Below are 20272 nucleotides of genomic sequence, written 5' to 3' on the forward strand. Positions count from 1 at the left end.
GCGCACGCGATGCGCCCCTACCATTGGCGCAATAATATTATTGTAGGGGCGAATTGCATTCGCCCTCTTTTAATCACTTTTACTGCTCACCTATATGTGAGAGAAAGTCACAGATAGGAGATGCACCCAATCCGATTACCATAAACAGTAATCAGTGCCAAGAAAACGGCAATTTTTTACTTAATACCGCTCAGTAAAAACTCAAATCAATTTGGTCGAAATATCTATATTACATTTTGGGCGCACGCGATGCGCCCCTACCATTGGCGCAATAATATTATTGTAGGGGCGAATTGCATTCGCCCTCTTTTAATCACTTTTACTGCTCACCTATATGTGAGAGAAAGTCACAGATAGGATCCTCCACTCCCAGGACTGGATAAATAGGGACTCTTAACTGATTAATAACAGTTTCTAGGGTGATATCATCTAAAAATACCGCTTCCCCATGCTTAAGCATGAGGGAGGGTAATAAAACCCCATCCCCAAGATTTTTACCTTGTAATCCTTTGAGAATATCTTGCCCGGTTAATAAACCCGTAACCGTGATTTCCTGTCCCCAATAATCACTATTTAAAGCCACTAATTCCACGGTTAAACCCTGCACCTTATTTAACTGTTTAACTAGGGGTTGAAAAGCTTGTTCTACCGCATTGCCCACTACCCATACCAACCGTCTAGAGGGACTAATTTGAGCAGGTAATAACTTCTTAGCTGTCTTCTGAAAATCCCTAATAAATTGACGAATAGAGCCAACTCCGTTACCGATTTGGGGATAGTCTTCGTAGTGAGATTGAGGGGGTAAATCGACTCGGGCAATTAAAAACCATTCATCGGCTAACCACAGCACATTACTGCCAAATTCTTGACGAAATTTTTTCTGTAAAGTTTGGACTTGTTCAATAACTTCTCGCGCTTTTTCTTGGCTAACGGGAATTAATTCATCTTCTTGGGGACGAAAGCGGGTTAATCCCACGGGAACTACGGCAATCGACTCCACACAGGGAATATCTCCCCGATGAAAAGAAACCAGATCTAACAGGGTTCTTTCGAGATGAATTCCATCATTAATATTGGGACAAACTACCACTTGGGCATGAATTTGTAATTGTCTCGCTTGTAGCCATTTTAAATGGTCTAAAATTTGACCAGCGCGGTGATTTTTTAAGAGACGAATTCTCAGATCGGGTTCCGTGGCATGAACGGACACAAAAAGCGGTGATATCCGCATCTTTTCGATCCGCTGCCATTCTTTTGAGGTGAGATTAGTTAAGGTTAAATAACTGCCATAGAGAAAACTTAAGCGATAGTCATCATCTTTATAGTATAAAGTTTCTCTTTTGCCCTCTGGTTGTTGATCGATAAAGCAAAAAGGACATTTATTATTACACTGAATTAAGCCATCAAAAAGGGCAGTTTCAAACTCTAAACCTAAGTCTTCATGATAATCTTTTTCGATTTTTACTTGGTGAGTTTTGCCATGACTATCAAGCACTTCTAGGGTTAAAAATTCATCGGCACATAAAAATTGATAATCGATTAAATCCCGGGGACGACTACCATTAATAGAGACAAGCGCATCCCCGATTTCAAAACCTACCTCGGCGGCGATCGAATCTGGGATGACACCACTAATTTTAGCTGGACGAATAGTTAATTCACTCATGTTTGGGCTCTCTTATTCTTTGTGTGATAAGTTTAACTTATATAGTAGTGATCGATCTCTGTGTCCTTTGTGTCTCTGTGGTTCGTTCCACTCACTTGCCCGCAAGACTATATCTTAGAATACATTTTACCCACCAAACCGGGGAGAGCCATGTTTTTAGGTTGCCATCCAATTATTTAACTGCATTTCCCAGAGAGTCGATTTTCCCCTCAATCCTTGTCAGAACAGCTTCTAGGGAATAAGTGACGGTTTCGTTAGCCATTTTCTGTCTCCTTTAGCTCTTCTGGATTCACTATCGTGATCTCAATATCAGTATCGCTGATTTTTGCCTCCAAGTTTCAATCTCTAATAGGGATTAAGATTAATGGGAACGCTGTAGGGTTGATTCATGAATCAACCCTACAAAGTTTCAATCTCTAATAGGGATTAAGATTAATTGGAACTTTTGGGGTTGTGGGACTGCGGAGAGGCAAAAGGAAGAATAAATAATCAATTTTTAATAACCGGATTTAGTATAATAGGAAAAAACCCATCTTTGTTCAAGATGGGGTCAGGCAAAAATCAAATCAATTTAAACAGTAACAGGTTCTCGATCGAGGGGTTTAACGCGGTCGAGCAGTGCTTGCAATTGTTCCCCTTCAATCACCTCTTTACTGAGGATTTCTTGGGCAATTTCTTCGAGTAAATCGCGATTTTGAGCAAGGATATCCAAGGCCTGCTGATGACCATTTTCGACAATCTCTTTCACTTCATTATCGATCGCTTTGGCCGTATCATCGCTCACCAAGCGCCGGGGATTCATCATACCATCTCCCAGAAAACTATTCTGTTGACCTTTTTCGTAGGCTAGAGGACCCAAGGTCTTACTCATACCATAGGTCGTCACCATGCGTTCGGCCAAGTCCGTCGCCCGCTGCAGGTCATTAGCAGCCCCAGTAGTAATACTACCAAAGATAATTTCCTCGGCGGCCCGACCGCCTAAAAGAGTAGCAATTTGGTCGCGTAATTCCGTATCATCCATAAGGAAACGGTCTTCCGTGGGCATTTGCAGGGTATAACCGAGGGCTGCCATGCCGCGAGGCACGATCGAAATCTTAGCAACTTTACCACCCCCCGGCATAACTGCACCGACGAGAGCGTGACCAACTTCGTGATAAGCGACGATTTTCTTCTCTTTTTCCGAGAGAACCCGGCTTTTCTTCTCTAAACCCGCCACTACCCGCTCGATTGCCTCATTAAAGTCCTCTTGGGCGACGGTGCTGCGTTGATTGCGCGCTGCCAATAAAGCGGCCTCATTGACTAGATTAGCTAAGTCAGCACCGGCAAAACCGGGGGTACGGGTAGCAATCTGTTTTAAATCCACACCCGATCCTAATTTTACCTTACCTGCGTAGATTTCGAGGATTTTTAAGCGTCCAGCCAGATCGGGGCGATCAACTAACACTTGACGATCAAAACGGCCGGGGCGTAAAAGGGCGGTATCAAGAGTTTCGGGGCGGTTAGTGGCGGCCAGCACGATCACCGTCGCATCACCAGCGTTAAAACCGTCCATTTCCGTCAATAATTGGTTTAAAGTCTGTTCCCGTTCATCGTTACCCCCCATAAAATTACCGTTAGCGCGAGATTTACCGATCGCGTCTAATTCATCGATAAAAATAATACAGGGGGCTTTTTTCTTGGCCTGTTCAAACAGATCTCGCACTCGGGCCGCACCCGCACCGACAAAGAGTTCCACGAATTCCGAACCCGAGATACTAAAAAAAGAAACTCCCGCTTCTCCCGCTACTGCTTTTGCCAGCAGGGTTTTTCCTGTCCCCGGCGGACCGACTAGGAGGACACCCTTGGGAATCCGCGCCCCGATTTGAATGTAACGTTGGGGATATTTGAGAAATTCGACGATTTCGGCCAATTCGGTTTTCGCTTCTTCCACACCGGCCACATCTTCAAAAGTGGTTTTGGTGGTGTCTCCTTCCACATAGACTTTAGCGCGACTTTTGGTAATCGAGAGGGCCCCGGCCGGACCACCGCCACCGCTGCGAGCGAGGAAAAATTGCCAAATACCAACAAAAATCAGGGGAGGAATCACCCAACTGAGAACACTACCAATCCAGCCATTTTTTGGCGGTGGTGCGGCGGCGAATTCTACGCCCTTAGCTTCCAGACGTTTGGGCAATTCTAGGTCAAAAATCGGTGTAGTGCTGAAAATTCGTCCGTAGTTGCCCTCTTGGTCATTTTTAAGCTGATAACGAATCTCATTCTGTCCCACGGATACCCTAGCGACGTTGCCATCTTCCACTTGGTCGATAAAAAGACTATAGGGAACTTTGGGGACGCTAGGGCCAAATAATTGCGGAAAAAGGAGGTTAACAATCAGAAATAAGCCGCCTACGGCTAATAAAACATTACCGATCAGGCGGGATTGTGAAGGAGGTTTGCTTTTTATACTCATTGCTGGGCCTGATTCATTAAAATTAGTCTCTATACTTCCCCCATTGTAGGCTGTTGACTGCTCAAGTTCAGATTGAATCAGGCGGGGGGATTACCGTCGTCTTCGGGCGGTTTTTGCCCTAGTAAAGCCTCTAGACGGGTTTGGGCAAGCTCAAAATCCGGCGCAATCCCTAAAGCTTTTTGATAACAGGCGATCGCTGCTTGGGTTTCGCCTAAATTTTCTAGGGTACTGCCGCGATTGTACCAAGCTTGATAAAAATTATCGTCCGCTTCTAGCACCTGTTGCCAACATTCTAAGGCTTCTTGCCAACGTTGCAGTCCGTATAGGGCGCTGCCTCTAGCGTTAATGACTTGGTGATCGTTGGGGGTGATTTCTAGGGCGTGATCATAACTACTTAACGCTTCTTCGTAGTTACCAATCATGGCTAAGGCACTACCACGATTATGCCAGGCCGAGGCTAATTGGGGGTCGATCTTTAAGGCCTGTTCCCAATCGGCGATCGCATTTGACCAATTGCCTAAATTTGCCTGTTCTAAGCCCTGATGAAACCAATCTTCGGCAGTTTCAGGGTTTTTACCTTCCTGGGCGGAAAATTGAGCGATGAGACTATCAATAATGCTTTCTGCGTCCTTATTTTCGATGCCCAATTGTTCGGCCATTTGGCCCGCTAGGGTAGAATCGTTTTGCAGACGGTCAAATAATTCATCGAGGGTGAGGGTTTCTAATTGGGGATTTTCTGGGTTATTACCGTTAAAATCGCTAGTTTCACCGGAATATAAGAGATTTTCTGGGGGTTGCGGCAGGGAATAACTGCCCGGGGCCTCATCTTCCCCGGCGTATTCCCAGATTAAAGTGGCAGTTTCTTTGCTGTAGAGTTGATAACCGATCTCGTAGGAAGCTTCACCAATACGTTCAATCCCGGGGAAAGCGCGAGCTAATTCTCCCAAACGGATCATTCTGGTGGCGAGAATTTGGTTAAGGGAAGCGGAGGATTGCAGACGGGTGCCAAAGAGCTCTAACCATTCTACCCAATCTTTTTGCCGACCTCGATCGCCCAATTTCTCAAAAAATCTCAGAATTCTGCCTTCGTGCCAACCGTGGGCCACCCCATCGAGTAACTCCATATAGAGAAACTCGTAGTCTGTATCGGTTAGGGGAACAGATTCGATCGCTTGTACTTTCCCCTTTCCCCCTTGTCCCCCCAAAAGTCGGGTAAAAAAGTTTTCGATCGCACGCCAAAGTTTTCTTAAAAGTCCCTGCATTCTAATCTCGACACTGGTTTTATTAATCTTGCAAGCATCACCCAATTAGTCTAGCAGTTATCAGTTATCGGGGATTGACTCTCCCCCGCTAACCGCTCGCGCGGTGTAGCGGGGGATTCTCGGTTCTTAGGCTTTTAACTAGATCGACCGAGTTTAACCCAGTCGATCCCCGTCAAATCGCCTCCGCGAGAGTTTTCTAACACGGTCAGTCCGACCGCGTTTTTTCCTCGGTTCTCAATTACCTTCGCTGATGCCGTATCTCTCGGTTCAATGTGGCCGCAAGAATCACACCGGTGAACTCTTTCCGATAACGCTTTTTTACCAGTAATTGCGCCACAATTCGGACACTCTTGCGAGGTTCCGTTTTTATCAACCTTAAGATAATATTTTCCCCGTTTCCAAGCGACAAACGGTAATATCTCGTTAATAAAACTACCGATACCTGAATCCAGAGATTGTTTTCTAACGATCCCTCTAGACCAGGAAACGAAGTTAATATCTTCAACAAAGATATTATCAGCGAGATCGCAAAGGTAATGAGCTAACTTAAAATGCCAATCTCTACGAGTATTAGACACTTTTTCGTGTAATCTCGCTATCTTATCTTGGAGTTTCAACCAATTGTTCGAGCCTTTGACTTGATGTTTCAAGCGTCTTTGTAGCAATTTAAGCTTACTCTGTACTTTCAACAAAAATCGAGGGGCTTTGATTAAATCTCCCCGTGAAGTAGCGACAAAACTCTCAATTCCCGCGTCAATTCCTAAACAGGTCTTCCCTACTGTCATATCGGGAACTAATTCCGTAGATTGGAAAGAAACCAAAACGTAAAATCCCGACGCTTTTTGGATAATTCGAGCTTGTTTAGGCTCAAACCCAGACGGGTACTCCCTAGATTTCCTAATCCGAATTTTTCCCAATTGTGGAAAATTTAAGTATTCGTCACCTAGAAAATTTTTCGAGAGCGCGGGGAAAACAAAACTTCGCATCTTTTTCCTAAATCTAGGAAAGCCGAAGCCTTTCGATTTTATATGGTCAAACGCTTTATCTACAGTTTTTAAAACTTGCTGTAAGACTTGAGCGTTAACCGTCTTTAATATCGGGTAAACTTTTTTAGCTTCCGTTAGATTTTTAGCTTGAACGAAGTAATTTGGATAGGGTTGATCCGCAGGAATTATGTACTCAGAAACTAGCGAACAGCGATCCGCAAGACACTTTCGAGAGTTTAACCAATCTTTCCGTTCCGAGAGCGCGTAATTATAAACGCTCTTACAAACATCAAGAATGTGGACAATCTCTCGTTCCTGTTTCTTGTTTACCTTTAGTTTGTACTGGTAGGTAAGCGTTATCACTGTCGTTAGTTTCGTGATGTGATGTATAGTTAAATTGTAACACTTACTGCCTAGTATATCAACTAATTACAATCATGGACCTAACTAATCGCTAACCTTAAAACAGTTAGTAGTCGCTTAATTAGACAAGAATTTCCGGATTTGGCGGCAAAGTATTTCGACAACAAACCCTATTTTTGGGCGGGAGCTTATTTCGTGGCTAGTTGTGGCGACGTTACTGTCGAACAACTAAAAAAATACGTCGAGAACCAAAACTCCCCAAAAGTGGAAAGGCTACTGCGTTAGTTTCATTCTGGTCGCGATTCATCTCCCGTTAACCGCTACGCAGTTTAACGGGAGTCCTCTCGCGACCTTGAGATAGGGGTGAGGGGTGGGGCAGATTTTTCAGGGATCGGTAAACAGTAATCAGTGAAAATACTCCTCACTTAATACCGCTTACCGATCACCGATAACTTAATTATTGGCCATTACCCAATTAACTAGAGTGCGGACGGGAAAACCAGTGGCCCCGGAATTATTAACGCCATTTTCTTTGTCGGACCAGACCGGTCCTGCGATATCTAGGTGGAGCCAGGGAGTATTATTAATGAATTGCTTCAAAAACAAAGCCGCTGTAATGGAACCGCCGGGGCGCGGGCCGGTGTTTTTCATATCGGCAATTGGAGACTTCAGACCCTCGAAATATTTTTCTTCTAGAGGCATTGGCCAGAATTTTTCGCCGGCTAATTTAGCGGCCTCTTGGAGTTGAGCAGCGAGACTCTCATCGCTACTCCATAAACCGGCGATATCGTCCCCCAAAGCGATGACACAGGCCCCAGTTAAAGTGGCTAGATCCACGATCGCATCCACCTCTAATTTTTCCGCAAAAACCAAGCCATCGGCCAGGGTTAATCGTCCCTCGGCATCGGTATTATTGACTTCAATAGTTTTGCCATTAGAAGCGGTTAAAATGTCCCCGGGGTGCATAGCGCGACCACTAATCATATTTTCCGTAGCCGGACAGATAAAGTGTACTTCCACTTCTGGCTGTAATTGGGCGATCGCCTTGGCCGCGCCTAGGGTGGCGGCACCACCCCCCATGTCCATTTTCATGGTTTCGATGCCACTGCCGGCCCCTTTAATATTCAAACCGCCGGAATCAAAGGTTAAACTTTTGCCAACGATTGCTAGTTTACGTTTCGGGGTTCCTTGGGGTTTATAGATTAAATGAAGGAATTTCGGGGGAATATCCGAGGCTTTGGCCACTCCTAGGAAGGCTCCCATACCCAAGCTTTCGCATTCTTCCTGTTCCAGAATTTTGAGACTTAATCCGTATTCGCTGGCAATTTGCTCGGCGGTTTCTGCCATGGTTAGGGGGGTAACGGTGTTCGCGGGAGCATTGACTAATTCTCTGGCCAGAATCACCCCAGAACAGATCTGCTCGGCTTTGGCGATCGCAGATGCTTGCTCTCCTAAACCCAATAACTCGACGGTTTCTAATTTGGCTCCTTTTTCCTCTTTAGTGGACTTGAAGCGGGTATCCTGATGATTGGCCAGTAGTAGTCCTTCCGTGATTGCTCCGGCGGTGGCGGACTGATCACCAACTACCGGTAAACTGATGGCCAGAGCTTGGCTTTTTTGTTGTTTGGCCAGACGAGCGATCGCGGCGGCCGCTAGACGCAGGGTTTGCAGGTCGAAATCGGCAGTTTTTCCCAATCCCACCAGAATTAATTTGCGAATCGGACCGCCACCACCTAGACGAGTCGCCGCACTGCTGCCTGATTTTCCCTCGAATTCCGTCTCGGAGATGAGTTCCCCTAGGGTTCCCCCCAGTTTATTGTTTAATTCTGCCAATTCTCCTGCAATCTCTACGGCTCCTTCTGGTAAACCTAGGGCTAAAGTATCTCCTGTCCAAGTAAGGAGCGAGGTGTCAGTCGATCGAATATCCATTCTTTATCTCGATAATTCTTTGCAAAATGCTTCTATTAATCACTATACTGTAAGCTCTATCAGTGGCTGTCTTATTCTTTTTGTGATAAGTTTAACTTATATAGTAGTGATCGATCTCTGTGTCCTTTGTGTCTGGAGTGGTTCGTTCCACTCACTCGCCCATAAGACTGTATCTTAACGTCAGTTCGGGATAAGGGAATTTTGCCATAGCTTCCACGAAAGAATAGGAGTTTCAGGCTACGGTAGCATCAGGGTTTTAGCTTATCCCGAACTGAGGTTACCTACTTAACTGGTAACTGGTAACTGGTAACTGATAACTGAATCAATGCGTTATCGACGATTTGGCCGTACTAATTGGCAATTTTCGCTGTTTTCTCTGGGGACAATGCGCTGTTTGTCCTCAGAGTCGGTATTTGCCGCAACACTCGATCGCGCCCTAGAATTGGGGATTAATCACCTAGAAACGGCCAGAGGTTACGGTAATAGCGAAGTTTTTCTCGGTCGCTACCTGCAGCGTCAAGGGGTGCGGGAGCGGGTTTATCTGACTACGAAATTAGTCCCCACTCCCGATCGCCAAACTATGGAAAAAGCGATCGGCGAATCCCTAGAACGATTACAATTAAATTACCTCGATTGTCTAGCAATTCACGGTATTAACACCTGCGAGCATTTAAACTGGATTAAAGACCCGCAAGGCTGCATGAAAGCCGTTTTTATAGCCCAAGAAGCTGGAAAAATCGGTCATATTGGCTTTTCTACCCATGCACCCCTAGAAATTATTCTGGAGACGATCAATACAGATTTCTTCGCTTTTGTCAATATCCATTACTATTTTTTTTGGCAAAGACAGCAACCGGCGATCGCTTTAGCCCAAGCCAAGGACATGGGTGTGTTTATTATCTCCCCTGCTGATAAGGGAGGTGGTCTCCACAGACCTCCTAAGAAGCTAGAGGAATTATGCGCCCCTTTTTCACCCTTAGAGCTAAATTATCGCTTTTTATTGAGCGATCCGCGCATTACTACCCTCAGCGTCGGGGCAGCGATACCAGAGGAATTAGAGGCAATTATCAACGTATGCGAAGAAGATCAGCCCCTAGATGCGGCAGAAATTGCCGTTTTTAAGCGTTTAGAGACACATTTAACCGATAAATTGGCTACAGATTTATGTAGCCAATGTTATCAATGTTTACCCTGTCCTGAAAACATTAATATCCCCGAAGTGTTGAGACTGCGTAATCTGGCAGTAGCTTACGAAATGACCGATTTTGGCCAGTATCGCTATCGAATGCTGGAAAATGCCGGTCATTGGTTCCCCGGACGCAAGGCGAATAATTGTACTGAATGTGGTGATTGTTTACCTCGCTGCCCGGAAAAATTGCCGATTCCCCGGCTGCTATTTGATACACACGAACTACTCAACGGACCAGCGCAACGGAGATTGTGGTCATCTTAGGACGAAACTGGGAAAAATTTTTTTTGGGGATCGTCAAAGTGTAAAAACTATCTTAAGATTAACAGGTAAGAGAATTAACTTTCTTGAATTTAAAGAGACAAAAAACAAGAAATAGATTAAGGAGTAAAGGATATGGCACTCGTCCCCATGCGGTTATTGTTGGATCACGCGGCTGAGAACGGATATGGCATCCCCGCTTTTAACGTAAATAATATGGAGCAGATCCAAGCGATCATGCAAGCGGCGGCAGCCACCGACAGCCCCGTTATCCTACAAGCTTCTCGCGGTGCGCGCAAATATGCAGGGGAAAACTTCCTGCGTCACCTGATCACCGCCGCGGTGGAAACCTATCCTCATATCCCCATCGTGATGCACCAAGATCACGGTAACGAACCCGCCACCTGCTACTCGGCGATCCGTAACGGTTTCACCAGCGTCATGATGGATGGTTCCTTAGAAGCGGATGCTAAAACTCCCGCCACCTACGAGTACAACGTTAACGTTACTGCTGAAGTAGTAAAAGTTGCTCACTCGATCGGTGCTAGTGTGGAAGGGGAACTCGGTTGTTTAGGTTCCTTAGAAACCGGTAAAGGAGAAGCGGAAGATGGCCACGGTTTTGAGGGAGAATTAGATCACTCGATGCTGTTAACCGATCCCGATGAAGCGGTGGATTTCGTCGAAAGAACCCAAGTAGATGCTTTAGCAGTAGCCATTGGTACTAGCCACGGCGCTTACAAATTTACCCGCAAACCCACCGGCGAAATTCTCGCTATTAGCCGTATTGAAGAAATTCATAACCGCTTACCCAATACTCACTTGGTCATGCACGGTTCTTCCTCGGTTCCCGAAGATCTCCTCGAATTAATCAACCAATTCGGTGGCGCTATCCCTGAAACCTACGGTGTTCCCGTGGAAGAAATCCAAAAAGGCATCAAGAGTGGTGTGCGTAAAATCAATATCGACACCGACTGCCGTTTAGCAATTACCGCCGCAGTTCGGGAAGCGCTATTCAGCAACCCGAAAGAGTTTGATCCCCGTTTCTTCCTGAAACCCTCGATCACCTATATGCAGAAAGTTTGTGCTGATCGCTATCAACAATTTGGTACCGCCGGTAACGCCAGCAAAATCAAACAAATGTCCCTCGATGACTACGCAGCCAAATATGCTAAAGGGCAATTAACCCAAGTCAGCAAAAAAGTTGTGGCTGTCTAGTGGCTGAACAATTAAGCGATCGCTTAATGGCACCGATCTAGTAGAATTTTTTGGGGTAGTTAACCATAACTACCCTCTTTTTTATCAGGAACGATCGATCTTTGTGTCCTTTGTGTCTCTGTGGTTCGCTCTACGCGCTCGGCCACAGGACTGTATCTTAGAATACATTTTATCCACCAAACCCGGGAGAGCCGAATCGATTTCAGAGAAAAGACTATACTGAAAATAATCAGCAGATCAGCACTGGATTCATAAGAGAAGCAAGATGAGAAAAAAATCGTTGTGGGCGGGATTATTGGTGGGATTTTGGTTTTGTCTGACTTGGATGGCATGGACACCCACAGCAGCCGCCTTTAGCGAAGAACAAAAATTAATACTGCAATCTTGGCGATTAGTCAACCAATCCTATTATGATGACACCTTTAATCATCAAAACTGGTGGCAGGTGCGGGAACAATTCATCAAAAAACCCCTCAACGATCGGACGGCGGCCTATAATGCGATCGAACAGATGTTAGCCACCCTCGATGAACCCTTTACCCGTCTCTTGCGACCGGATCAATACCATAACCTACAAATTAGCACCACGGGGGAATTATCGGGGGTAGGACTGCAAATTAATATCAATCCTGACAATGGTTACTTAGAAGTAGTTGCCCCCCTTGCCGGTTCTCCTGCTGAGGCCGCTGGTTTGACTAGCCACGATCGCATTTTGTTTATTGATGGCATCGATACCACTACTTTAACCCTCGATGCGGCGGCGGCTAAAATGCGCGGGACCGCCGGAACAGAAGTTTCCTTAGTCATTCTTCCCGATCAAAAAAGTCAACCAAAAACCCTATCTTTAACCCGTCAACGCATTTCTTTAAGTCCAGTGGTGGCGGTTTTGGATAAAAATTCTAGTTCCTTGCCCATCGGTTATGTGCGCTTAAATCAATTTAGTGCTAACGCTGCCAAAGAAGTCTCGGAAGCAGTGACGAACCTACAAAAACAAGGAGCCAAGGGTTATATTTTAGATTTAAGAAATAACCCCGGTGGTTTACTGCAAGCGGGCATAGAAATCGCTCGGATGTGGATTAATCAGGGAACGATCGTTTATACGGTTAATCGCGAGGGAATTGCCGATAGTTTTGCCGCTTCTGGCAATGCTTTAACCGACGCGCCTTTAGTCGTTTTAGTCAATCAGGGAACCGCCAGTGCCAGCGAGATTTTAGCCGGAGCATTACAGGATAATCAACGAGGGGTTTTAGTGGGAGAAAAGACTTTCGGTAAGGGATTAATTCAGTCCCTATTCGAGTTACCCGATGGGGCAGGATTAGCGATTACCGTGGCGAAATATGAAACTCCCGCTCACCATGATATTCATAAGTTAGGAATTATGCCCGATCAAGTGGTGGCACAGGAACCGATCACCTATGAGGAAATCGGCACCGAAAAAGATAGTCAATACCAAACGGCAATTCAGTTTTTAAACCAGAAGACCGTTTTAGCCAAAGCTTCCTAAGTGGGGTTTTCAGTTATCAGTTATCAGTTACCAGTTATCAGATGCGAGTTTTCAGGATTCTTCGTTACTTGGTCTGCTTCGATCGGGTGGCATAAATCGACTAAATTCTTATCTGGCAAGAGACTTAATTGATTAGTTCGTTAGAGAGGGAAAACAATTAACAAAGATCGCATCAATGTCTTTATATATAAGGGTTTTATCCCTTATAGCCCCGTTTATTGCCTAAGACAAACAAAAAGAACCGTTTTCAGTTTACTGTTTACTGTTTACTGGACGGCTACGCCGTGCCTTTGGCAACACTGAAAAAACTTCCCACACCCCACACCCGACGGCATAAATCGAACAAATTAGCCATTTTTTCCATCAATATCTAAATTAAGATGAAAACCTGTTTGATTTGGAGAGAATGCTAACATCGATTAGAATTTTCCCAGTCCGGGTTTTTCAGCCTTGCAACCTTAACTCATCCTTGATTTTACTGCCATGCAGAGATATATTCGATCGCCCCTAGCCTTAACCCTGAGTATCAGCCTCTTAGCTAATTTTTTAACCGCTTGTAATAATGCCCAAACCCCCGATAACACTGCCTCTAGTCCCACCACCACTGCTCCCGGTGATGAGGGACTAAAATTAGGGGCTTTACTGCCCATTACCGGAGATTTAGCCGCTATTGGTCAAAATATGCCCGAAGCAGCCGCCCTAGCGGTGGAGACTATCAATGCCTGTGGTGGAGTCAATGGCAAACCCGTCACCCTGGTGAAAGAAGATGACCAAACCGATCCCGCCGCCGGTGCTTCAGCAATGACGAAACTAGCGGAGGTGGATAAAGTAGCTGGTGTGATCGGTTCCTTTGCCAGTAGCGTCTCGGGAGCAGCCGTCGATGTGGCGGTGAGAAATAAAGTTATGTTAGTCTCTCCGGGTAGCACCAGTCCTGTATTTACTGACAGGGCGAAAAAAGGCGATTTTAAAGGTTTTTGGGCGCGGACGGCTCCCCCGGACACCTACCAAGCTCAAGCTTTAGCGGTCCTAGCTAAGAAAAAGGGTTTTCAAAATGTGGCCACCGTCGTGATCAATAACGATTATGGAGTCGGATTTGAACGGGAATTCGTGAGCGCTTTCGATAAATTAGGTGGCACGATCACTAATAAGCAAAATCCCGTCCGTTATGACCCGAAAGCTGCCACTCTCGATAGTGAAGCTGCGGCTGCCTTCGCTAACCAACCGGATGCTGTAGCGGCAGTCCTTTACGCTGAAACGGGCAGTTTATTGCTACAAGCGGCCTATAAACAGGGATTGACCAAAGGAGTTACTGTCCTCCTCACCGATGGGGTTTATTCGGAAGATTTCACCAAACAGGTGGGGAAAGGAACTGATGGTAAGTCAATTATTGCTGGGGCCCTAGGCACTGTCCCCGGGGCCGACGGTCAAGCTTTAAGCGCTTTTACTACTCTCTGGAAAGAAAAAACTGGCAAGGATGTCACCGCTTTTGTTCCCCATACTTGGGATGCGGCGATTTTATTGATGTTGGCAGCCGAGGCGGCTAAATCTAACACCGGGGAAGGGATTCAAAGCAAGATTCGTGAGGTGGCTAACGGACCTGGGACGGAAGTAACCGATGCTTGTCAAGCCATAGAAATGATTCGCAAAGGCGAAGATATTAACTATCAGGGGGCCAGTGGCAATGTGGATATCGATGAAAATGGCGATGTGGTCGGTAGTTACGATGTCTGGACTGTTAATGATGACGGCACTCTCAAGGTTATCGATCAGGTGACACCCAATCAGTAATCAGTAATCAGTGATCAGTAATCAATAATCAGGAGGCAAAAGGCAGGAGGCAGGAGGCAAAAGGCAGCTTTATTCTCCCCACACCCCCGCTCCTCTCTCCCCTCAACACCCACGAAGTCCGTTGACAGCAGCATACTTTGTGCTTTTTGTCAAAAAAACTTTTTTTTTGCAACAAAACTACACAAAAAAAAGATCATCGTTGTGGGTGAAATTGACTAATTTACCCGTCTTGATTAGGATTACCTTCTAGCTGTGGCAAGGGTTTCAAGCGTTGCTGTCCAGAAAAGCACAGAACTGCCCACTATGAAATTCAGTAAAATCGCTGTAACCATGATAACATCGTTGTTAAATAAAAATCTTTCTCAATTAATTTTTAAGAATTTGTAAATATTGCGGAATGTTAATTTAAATATTCTCAAGTTTTTGGCATCAATCAATAATTTTTACTTATCTTTGACCAATATCGGGTTAGGAGTCAGAAGTCAGGAGATAGGAGATTATTTTTATTTATTCTTCCCACACCCCACTTCATAATTCCCAATCCATCACTGATGACTGAAAACCGAGACAGTTTTCTGAGGACTTTTTTTATTGGTGGGAACTGGATCGGGGTCATTTTCTTCCCTGGCCACCCGGATTAAGAGGGCGGCTAAAAAGAGACTGGCTAAACTGGAACTGCCGCCATAGCTAAAGAGAGGGAAAGGTAGGCCCGTAGTGGGTAAAGAACCAGTAGCCACACCGATATTTAACAGAGATTGACCGATTAAAATTACCATCGCCCCGATCGCCACTAATTTTTTGATGCGATGACGACATTTAACCGCCACGATCAGGGCGAGAGTAGCGTAGAGAAATAGCATGATTAACAGTAAAATACCGCCAATAAAACCAAATTCCTCGCCAAAGACAGCGAAAATAAAATCCGTATCTGGGAAGGGTAGATAAAATAATTTTTGTTGGGATAAACCGTAACCGCTGCCAGTGGTTCCGCCAGAACCGATCGCCAGTAAACTCTGCACTAATTGATAACCATCACCCCGGGGATCCTGCCAGGGGTCTAGGAAAGATAAAATCCGTTTTCTCTGGTATTCGCGGAAAGTAACACTGACCACGGCCATAGTTAAACCCAGTAAAGCGGTGCTGGTCATGTAGGATAAAGGCAGACCGGAGGCAAGAGCGATCAGCCAGAGAGTTATACCACACAGAGCAGTGGTACTCAAGTTAGGTTGTAAGAGGATGCCGGCTAGAATGAGTCCAAAAATAGCGATCCAAGTTAACCGTTGATTGACATTTAAACGCGGCCATCCACCGAAAACCGCCGCTCCTTGCAGGACGAGAAACGGTTTCATAAATTCCGACGGTTGCAAGAGAATCGGCCCGATTTTAATCCAACGGGTGGCACCATTGATATTAGCTCCCAAACCGGGGATGAGAGTGATCAAAATTAATCCTAAAACTAATAAAATCATCCAGGGGGCGATTTTGAGGAGTTTCTCGATCGGCAATCGCACCAGGAAATTAAAGCCAATTAAGCCAACCCAAAGCCAGATTAATTGGCGGATAAAATAGTATAGTCCGTTATCAAAGCGACTGTCAGCCAGAGCGTAGGAAGCAGAAAAAAGCACGACTAACCCGACTAACAGCCACAAAAAAGTCATCCAGCGCAATAATCGCGCTTCGGCTGACCAGTTTTTCACATCGGGGTCAAAAATAGGGATAATATATTGCCACACGGAGATTTTTCGCAAAGAAGTATCTTGCACAGATTAACCAAAAGGACTAGGCTCGATCGCAGTTTGTTCCACTATCCGACGGCGACATGACCGATTAAACCCGCGTTTTCACCGTGCCATTCTAGGGTATCACCGATCGCCTGACCGTCGTGATAGGCAGCCAAGAGAATTTCCGCCGTTTTCCCCCAAACAATATTACCCTGACGATCAAGGGAAATCATGCCCAGATCCCGACCATTAGTTTGGGATTCGTGCATCGATTTCTCCACGGCAGCGGCGAGGGAAAAACCATCGGTGACGCGAATGACCACCTTAGCGGCTAAACACTCATCGATAATATCTTCCCCGACCCCCGTACAACTTACTCCGGCCCATGGATTCGCATAATTGCCGGCCGGCATGGCACTGTCACTAACGCGACCGATTCTTTCTAATCCCTTCCCTCCGGTAGAAGTTCCGGCGGCGATGTCTCCTTGCTGATCAAGGGCCACCACCCCGATAGTTCCCCGTTGTGCTGACGAATCGGCGAATAAACGGGCCATTTTGCGATTAAAGTTCGTCTTTCTTTCTTCCATCCATTCTTGAATCCGATAATCGGTTAGGGGATCATAGAGGGGAATTTGTAATTCTCGGGCCAGATCTGCAGCCCCAATTTCCGAGAGAATGCGATCCTCTTGACTTTGGAGAAATTGAGCCAGGCTAATGGGATTCTGTACCCGCGAGACGTTAATGACACCGCTTAAACGCTGGTGACGACCATCCATCAAGGCTGCACTCATTCGCACCTGACCGTCCGATTGCACCACCGAACCGGTCCCAGCATTAAATCGCGGTTCATCCTCCAGTAACATACATCCTTTTGTCACCGCTTCCACAGCACTAGCACCATTGTCAAGGAGGTTGTAAATATTCTTAACAATCCCCCGGAGAGAATCGCGCACTGATTCTAAACCACCTTTATCCTCTAGGGAACTCGCTCCCCCATGAATAATTAACTTCGCATTTACTCTGGTCATCGAAAAATTGAGTCCGAAACCCCGTCTCTTGAGGACGGCTTTGCCATTAAATAGTAGCGCATTTACACCATATATCTTGACTTCCCCTTTAACAAAAGGGCATAAACTGTAATGTAAGCTGCCCGCGGATTTAAATTGCTTAACAGCTTATCAAATATTTTTTCGATATTTTTATTTGAATTAGAGAAGACAAGAAGGGACAACCCAAAAGAAAACCCAACCACCGCCATGGGGAGATTGGGTTTTCCGGTTATCACATTGATTTTAAGGAGCTAAAGCGTTACCGCGCAGGAGAGAACCGATGGTTTTAGCGGTAATCTTCATCTGTACGAGAGGATTAGCGGGAACAACGGTTTTATAGAGATAACTGTCAAAAGTCATCTTCTGTACATCCTTTTGAGAATTGCCTTGGGAGTGATCGGCAAGCTAGGTCAGAACAGGATTGAAGGGGTTGACATTTTATTTAGGTACGCTATATTCTAAAAACAATTGGCTCTCCCAGGTTTAGTGGGTAAAATGTATTCTAAAATACAGTCTGGGGGCAGTGAGTGGAACGAACCACAGAGACACAAAGGACACAAAGATTGATAGCTACTATATAAGTTAAACTTATCACACAAGGAATAAGAGAGCCAACAATTTCATAGGACTATAATATGAAAAACAGTACAAATGATATCACATACGAACAATTAACATCCCAAGAAACTGAATTGCAAGAAGAAGAAGAAGAAGAAGAAGAAGAAGAAGAAAGTTCAGACTTCTTCGATCCAACCAAAATCAGAATTACGACCAAACAAATAACCATGGATCTTTTGATCAAAAGAATTGAATATAAAGAAATTAACTTAAATCCTGATTTTCAACGTAACGCTAACATCTGGACTGATAAGGCTAAAAGCAGATTAATCGAATCTCTGTTAATACGAATTCCTCTGCCAGCATTTTATATGGATGCAACCGAGGAAGACGAATGGCTAATTATAGATGGATTGCAAAGACTGAGTACATTTAAAAGCTTTATTCTTGATGAGAAGCTTGTCTTAAAAGACCTAGAATTTTTAAAGGAATTAGAAAAGAACAAGTATTCAGATTTATCTCGTAACTATAAACGCAGAATAAATGAAGCAGAGTTTATTGTGTATTTAATTGAACCTGGTACACCACCTAAAGTTAAGTATAACATTTTTAGAAGAATTAATACTGGAGGATTACCTCTCAATTTACAAGAATTTCGTCAAGCGATAAATCCAGGTAAAGCCATAAAAATTCTCAAGGAATTAGCAAACATTCCAGAATTCCAAAAATTGACAAGTTTTAGTCAAAAAAGAAAGAATCGCATGGTCGATCATGAATTTATCTTAGGATTTATTGCTTTTACTTTAATAAGCTACAATTCCTATTCGTCTGATAAAGGTCGGGATGATTTTTTAGATCAAGCAATGAAAAGGCTAAACAAAATAGATGAAAATCGAGTACAAGAAATCAAAAATAAGTTTATTTTTGCCATGAAAGCGGCAAATAATATTTTTGGAGAAGATGCTTTCCGTAAAATCCGTAAAATCACAGAAGATGGAAAAAGAAAATATCCTATCAATAAAGCTCTTTTTGAAAGTTGGTCAGTTACCCTGAGTGATTTAAGTGAACAAGAACTTGAAACATTAATTGAGAGAAAGGAGAACGTCAAGGAAGTTTTTATTAAAAAAATGGAAGATGATAGTAATTTTCTCGAATCTGTTTCTCAAGCAGCCACTAAAGTTCCCTATAGATTTGATACAATTAAAGAAATAATAAAAGAGGTGTTATCATGTTAGAATCATTAGTGTTAAAAAATTTTAAGATTTTTGAAAATCAATCTTTTGATTTAAAACCGCTAACTTTGCTCTCAGGATTAAATAGTAGTGGCAAATCCACTTTGCTACAATCCTTATTATTACTTCGCCAGTCCTATAAGCAGGATTTATTACCAAAGGAAGGATTAGCATTAAATGGTGATTTAGTTCGTATTGGCACAGCTAAAGACGCTCTCTTTGAAGGTGCAAAAGAAGATTCAATTACTTTTGAAATTACCAGCGCAGATCATGGTAAAAGTTCATGGATTTTTGAATATGATCCTAATTCTGATGTTCTCCAACTATCTCCCCTGTTCCAAGATACTATTCCTCAAGACATTTACCGATCCAATCTTTTTACTGATAAATTTTACTATCTACGAGCGGAAAGAATGTCTCCAAGTCCACATTTTGAAATTTCAGAATTTCAAGTCAAACAGCATAAACAGCTTGGAAGTAAGGGAGAATTTACAGCACATTTTCTTTCTATCTACGAAGAAGAGAAAATTATAGATTCAAAATTAGAACATCCTCAAGCAATTTCTACAAGTTTTAAAAATCAAGTGGAAGCTTGGATTGGAGAAATTAGCCCTGGAACTAGAATCATAATCTCATCTCATCCAGAAATGGATTTAGTCAGTTTACAATACTCTTACGGACAGATTAATCATTATCGTCCTACAAATACTGGGTTTGGTATTACATATATACTACCTATTGTTGTGGCTTTATTATCATCTACTACAGATACGTTAATTTTATTAGAAAATCCTGAAGCACATCTTCATCCAAAAGGACAATCTAAGATAGGAGAACTGTTAGCATTAGCGGCAAGCTGTGGGGTACAAATTATAGTAGAAACTCATAGTGATCATGTCTTAAATGGTATTCGTAGAGCGGTAAAAAATAAGAAAATTGATGCTCAAGATGTACGAATTCATTATTTTCAAAGATATTTGAAACAAGGACAAGCTGTATCAGAAGTTGTTTCACCCATTCTTTATCAAGACGGAGGAATTGATCAGTGGCCTGATGGATTTTTTGATCAAGTGGAAAAAGATTTAATGGAGTTGCTTTAA

Annotated in this window: 13 protein-coding genes and 2 pseudogenes; 7 read left to right on the plus strand and 8 right to left on the minus strand. The window is 44.1% G+C overall.

Translation table 11 applies throughout. The features are described from left to right. Window positions 1–319: 319 nt before the first annotated feature. The 4 genes from EWV60_RS21300 to EWV60_RS21315 form a co-directional block, all read right to left on the minus strand. A complete protein-coding gene (locus tag EWV60_RS21300; RefSeq protein ID WP_287234548.1) occupies window positions 320–1666 on the minus strand; it encodes a TIGR03279 family radical SAM protein in 1347 nt (448 codons plus the stop codon). Between the two features lie 571 nt (window positions 1667–2237). After that, window positions 2238–4115 (minus strand): ATP-dependent zinc metalloprotease FtsH4, encoded by a 1878-nt coding sequence (gene ftsH4 / locus EWV60_RS21305; RefSeq protein WP_002801041.1) that lies wholly within the window; start codon window positions 4113–4115, stop codon window positions 2238–2240. A 77-nt stretch (window positions 4116–4192) separates the two neighbouring features. Beyond that, window positions 4193–5377, minus strand: a complete 1185-nt coding sequence (locus EWV60_RS21310) for a tetratricopeptide repeat protein (protein WP_287234550.1) — start codon at window positions 5375–5377, stop codon at window positions 4193–4195. A 134-nt stretch (window positions 5378–5511) separates the two neighbouring features. Next, window positions 5512–6726 (minus strand): RNA-guided endonuclease InsQ/TnpB family protein, encoded by a 1215-nt coding sequence (locus EWV60_RS21315; protein ID WP_016515740.1) that lies wholly within the window; start codon window positions 6724–6726, stop codon window positions 5512–5514. An 84-nt stretch (window positions 6727–6810) separates the two neighbouring features. Between EWV60_RS21315 and EWV60_RS21320 the strand changes: the two are divergent. Beyond that, window positions 6811–7011: pseudogene (locus EWV60_RS21320) on the plus strand (IS200/IS605 family transposase); the annotation flags it as partial. 168 nt (window positions 7012–7179) lie between these two features. Here the strand turns inward: EWV60_RS21320 and EWV60_RS21325 are convergent. Continuing rightward, window positions 7180–8655 (minus strand): leucyl aminopeptidase, encoded by a 1476-nt coding sequence (locus tag EWV60_RS21325; RefSeq protein ID WP_002773226.1) that lies wholly within the window; start codon window positions 8653–8655, stop codon window positions 7180–7182. Between the two features lie 325 nt (window positions 8656–8980). Here EWV60_RS21325 and EWV60_RS21330 point away from each other — a divergent pair, with 325 nt between their 5' ends. The 4 genes from EWV60_RS21330 to EWV60_RS21345 all read left to right on the plus strand — a co-directional run bounded on the left by EWV60_RS21330 (window position 8981) and on the right by EWV60_RS21345 (window position 14612). After that, entirely contained in the window at window positions 8981–10108 is a 1128-nt protein-coding gene (locus EWV60_RS21330; protein WP_287234554.1) for an aldo/keto reductase, read from the plus strand. A 132-nt stretch (window positions 10109–10240) separates the two neighbouring features. Beyond that, complete coding sequence (gene fba / locus EWV60_RS21335) at window positions 10241–11320, plus strand: class II fructose-bisphosphate aldolase (protein ID WP_002744497.1); 1080 nt, start codon at window positions 10241–10243, stop codon at window positions 11318–11320. A gap of 265 nt (window positions 11321–11585) precedes the next feature. Further along, the gene (ctpA, locus tag EWV60_RS21340; RefSeq protein ID WP_002751566.1) at window positions 11586–12824 is read left to right on the plus strand and encodes a carboxyl-terminal processing protease CtpA; all 1239 of its coding nucleotides are present in this window, start codon (window positions 11586–11588) and stop codon (window positions 12822–12824) included. Window positions 12825–13307: 483 nt separating this feature from the next. Then, a complete protein-coding gene (locus tag EWV60_RS21345) occupies window positions 13308–14612 on the plus strand; it encodes an ABC transporter substrate-binding protein (protein WP_287234558.1) in 1305 nt (434 codons plus the stop codon). A 545-nt stretch (window positions 14613–15157) separates the two neighbouring features. On the opposite strand, the gene EWV60_RS21350 is transcribed toward EWV60_RS21345, so the two are convergent. The 3 genes and pseudogenes from EWV60_RS21350 to EWV60_RS21360 all read right to left on the minus strand — a co-directional run. Then, the gene (locus EWV60_RS21350; protein ID WP_024968545.1) at window positions 15158–16345 is read right to left on the minus strand and encodes an FtsW/RodA/SpoVE family cell cycle protein; all 1188 of its coding nucleotides are present in this window, start codon (window positions 16343–16345) and stop codon (window positions 15158–15160) included. Between the two features lie 71 nt (window positions 16346–16416). Next, window positions 16417–17361, minus strand: coding sequence for an isoaspartyl peptidase/L-asparaginase (locus EWV60_RS21355; RefSeq protein WP_002751560.1), 945 nt, complete (start codon window positions 17359–17361; stop codon window positions 16417–16419). 264 nt (window positions 17362–17625) lie between these two features. Next, a pseudogene (locus tag EWV60_RS21360) lies at window positions 17626–17763 on the minus strand (geranylgeranyl reductase); the annotation flags it as partial. A gap of 254 nt (window positions 17764–18017) precedes the next feature. On the opposite strand from EWV60_RS21360, the gene EWV60_RS21365 reads away from it, so the two are divergent. Both EWV60_RS21365 and EWV60_RS21370 read left to right on the plus strand, forming a co-directional pair. Beyond that, window positions 18018–19175 carry a DUF262 domain-containing protein gene (locus tag EWV60_RS21365; protein WP_287234563.1) on the plus strand — a complete coding sequence of 386 codons (1158 nt, stop codon included), beginning with the start codon at window positions 18018–18020 and terminating at the stop codon, window positions 19173–19175. Then, window positions 19169–20272, plus strand: coding sequence for an AAA family ATPase (locus tag EWV60_RS21370; protein ID WP_287234565.1), 1104 nt, complete (start codon window positions 19169–19171; stop codon window positions 20270–20272). Before EWV60_RS21365 ends, EWV60_RS21370 begins: the two co-directional genes overlap by 7 nt.

The sequence above is a fragment of the Microcystis sp. Msp_OC_L_20101000_S702 genome, from assembly GCF_007095705.1.
Lineage (GTDB): Bacteria > Cyanobacteriota > Cyanobacteriia > Cyanobacteriales > Microcystaceae > Microcystis > Microcystis ichthyoblabe_A.

Coding starts and splice junctions, on each gene's coding strand:
- EWV60_RS21365 (WP_287234563.1), top strand. CDS start 18,018: ATGAAAAACAGTACAAATGATATCACATACGAACAATTAACATCCCAA.
- EWV60_RS21310 (WP_287234550.1), bottom strand. CDS start 5,377: ATGCAGGGACTTTTAAGAAAACTTTGGCGTGCGATCGAAAACTTTTTT.
- EWV60_RS21355 (WP_002751560.1), bottom strand. CDS start 17,361: ATGACCAGAGTAAATGCGAAGTTAATTATTCATGGGGGAGCGAGTTCC.
- EWV60_RS21325 (WP_002773226.1), bottom strand. CDS start 8,655: ATGGATATTCGATCGACTGACACCTCGCTCCTTACTTGGACAGGAGAT.
- EWV60_RS21330 (WP_287234554.1), top strand. CDS start 8,981: ATGCGTTATCGACGATTTGGCCGTACTAATTGGCAATTTTCGCTGTTT.
- fba (WP_002744497.1), top strand. CDS start 10,241: ATGGCACTCGTCCCCATGCGGTTATTGTTGGATCACGCGGCTGAGAAC.
- EWV60_RS21370 (WP_287234565.1), top strand. CDS start 19,169: ATGTTAGAATCATTAGTGTTAAAAAATTTTAAGATTTTTGAAAATCAA.
- EWV60_RS21300 (WP_287234548.1), bottom strand. CDS start 1,666: ATGAGTGAATTAACTATTCGTCCAGCTAAAATTAGTGGTGTCATCCCA.
- ftsH4 (WP_002801041.1), bottom strand. CDS start 4,115: ATGAGTATAAAAAGCAAACCTCCTTCACAATCCCGCCTGATCGGTAAT.
- EWV60_RS21345 (WP_287234558.1), top strand. CDS start 13,308: ATGCAGAGATATATTCGATCGCCCCTAGCCTTAACCCTGAGTATCAGC.
- ctpA (WP_002751566.1), top strand. CDS start 11,586: ATGAGAAAAAAATCGTTGTGGGCGGGATTATTGGTGGGATTTTGGTTT.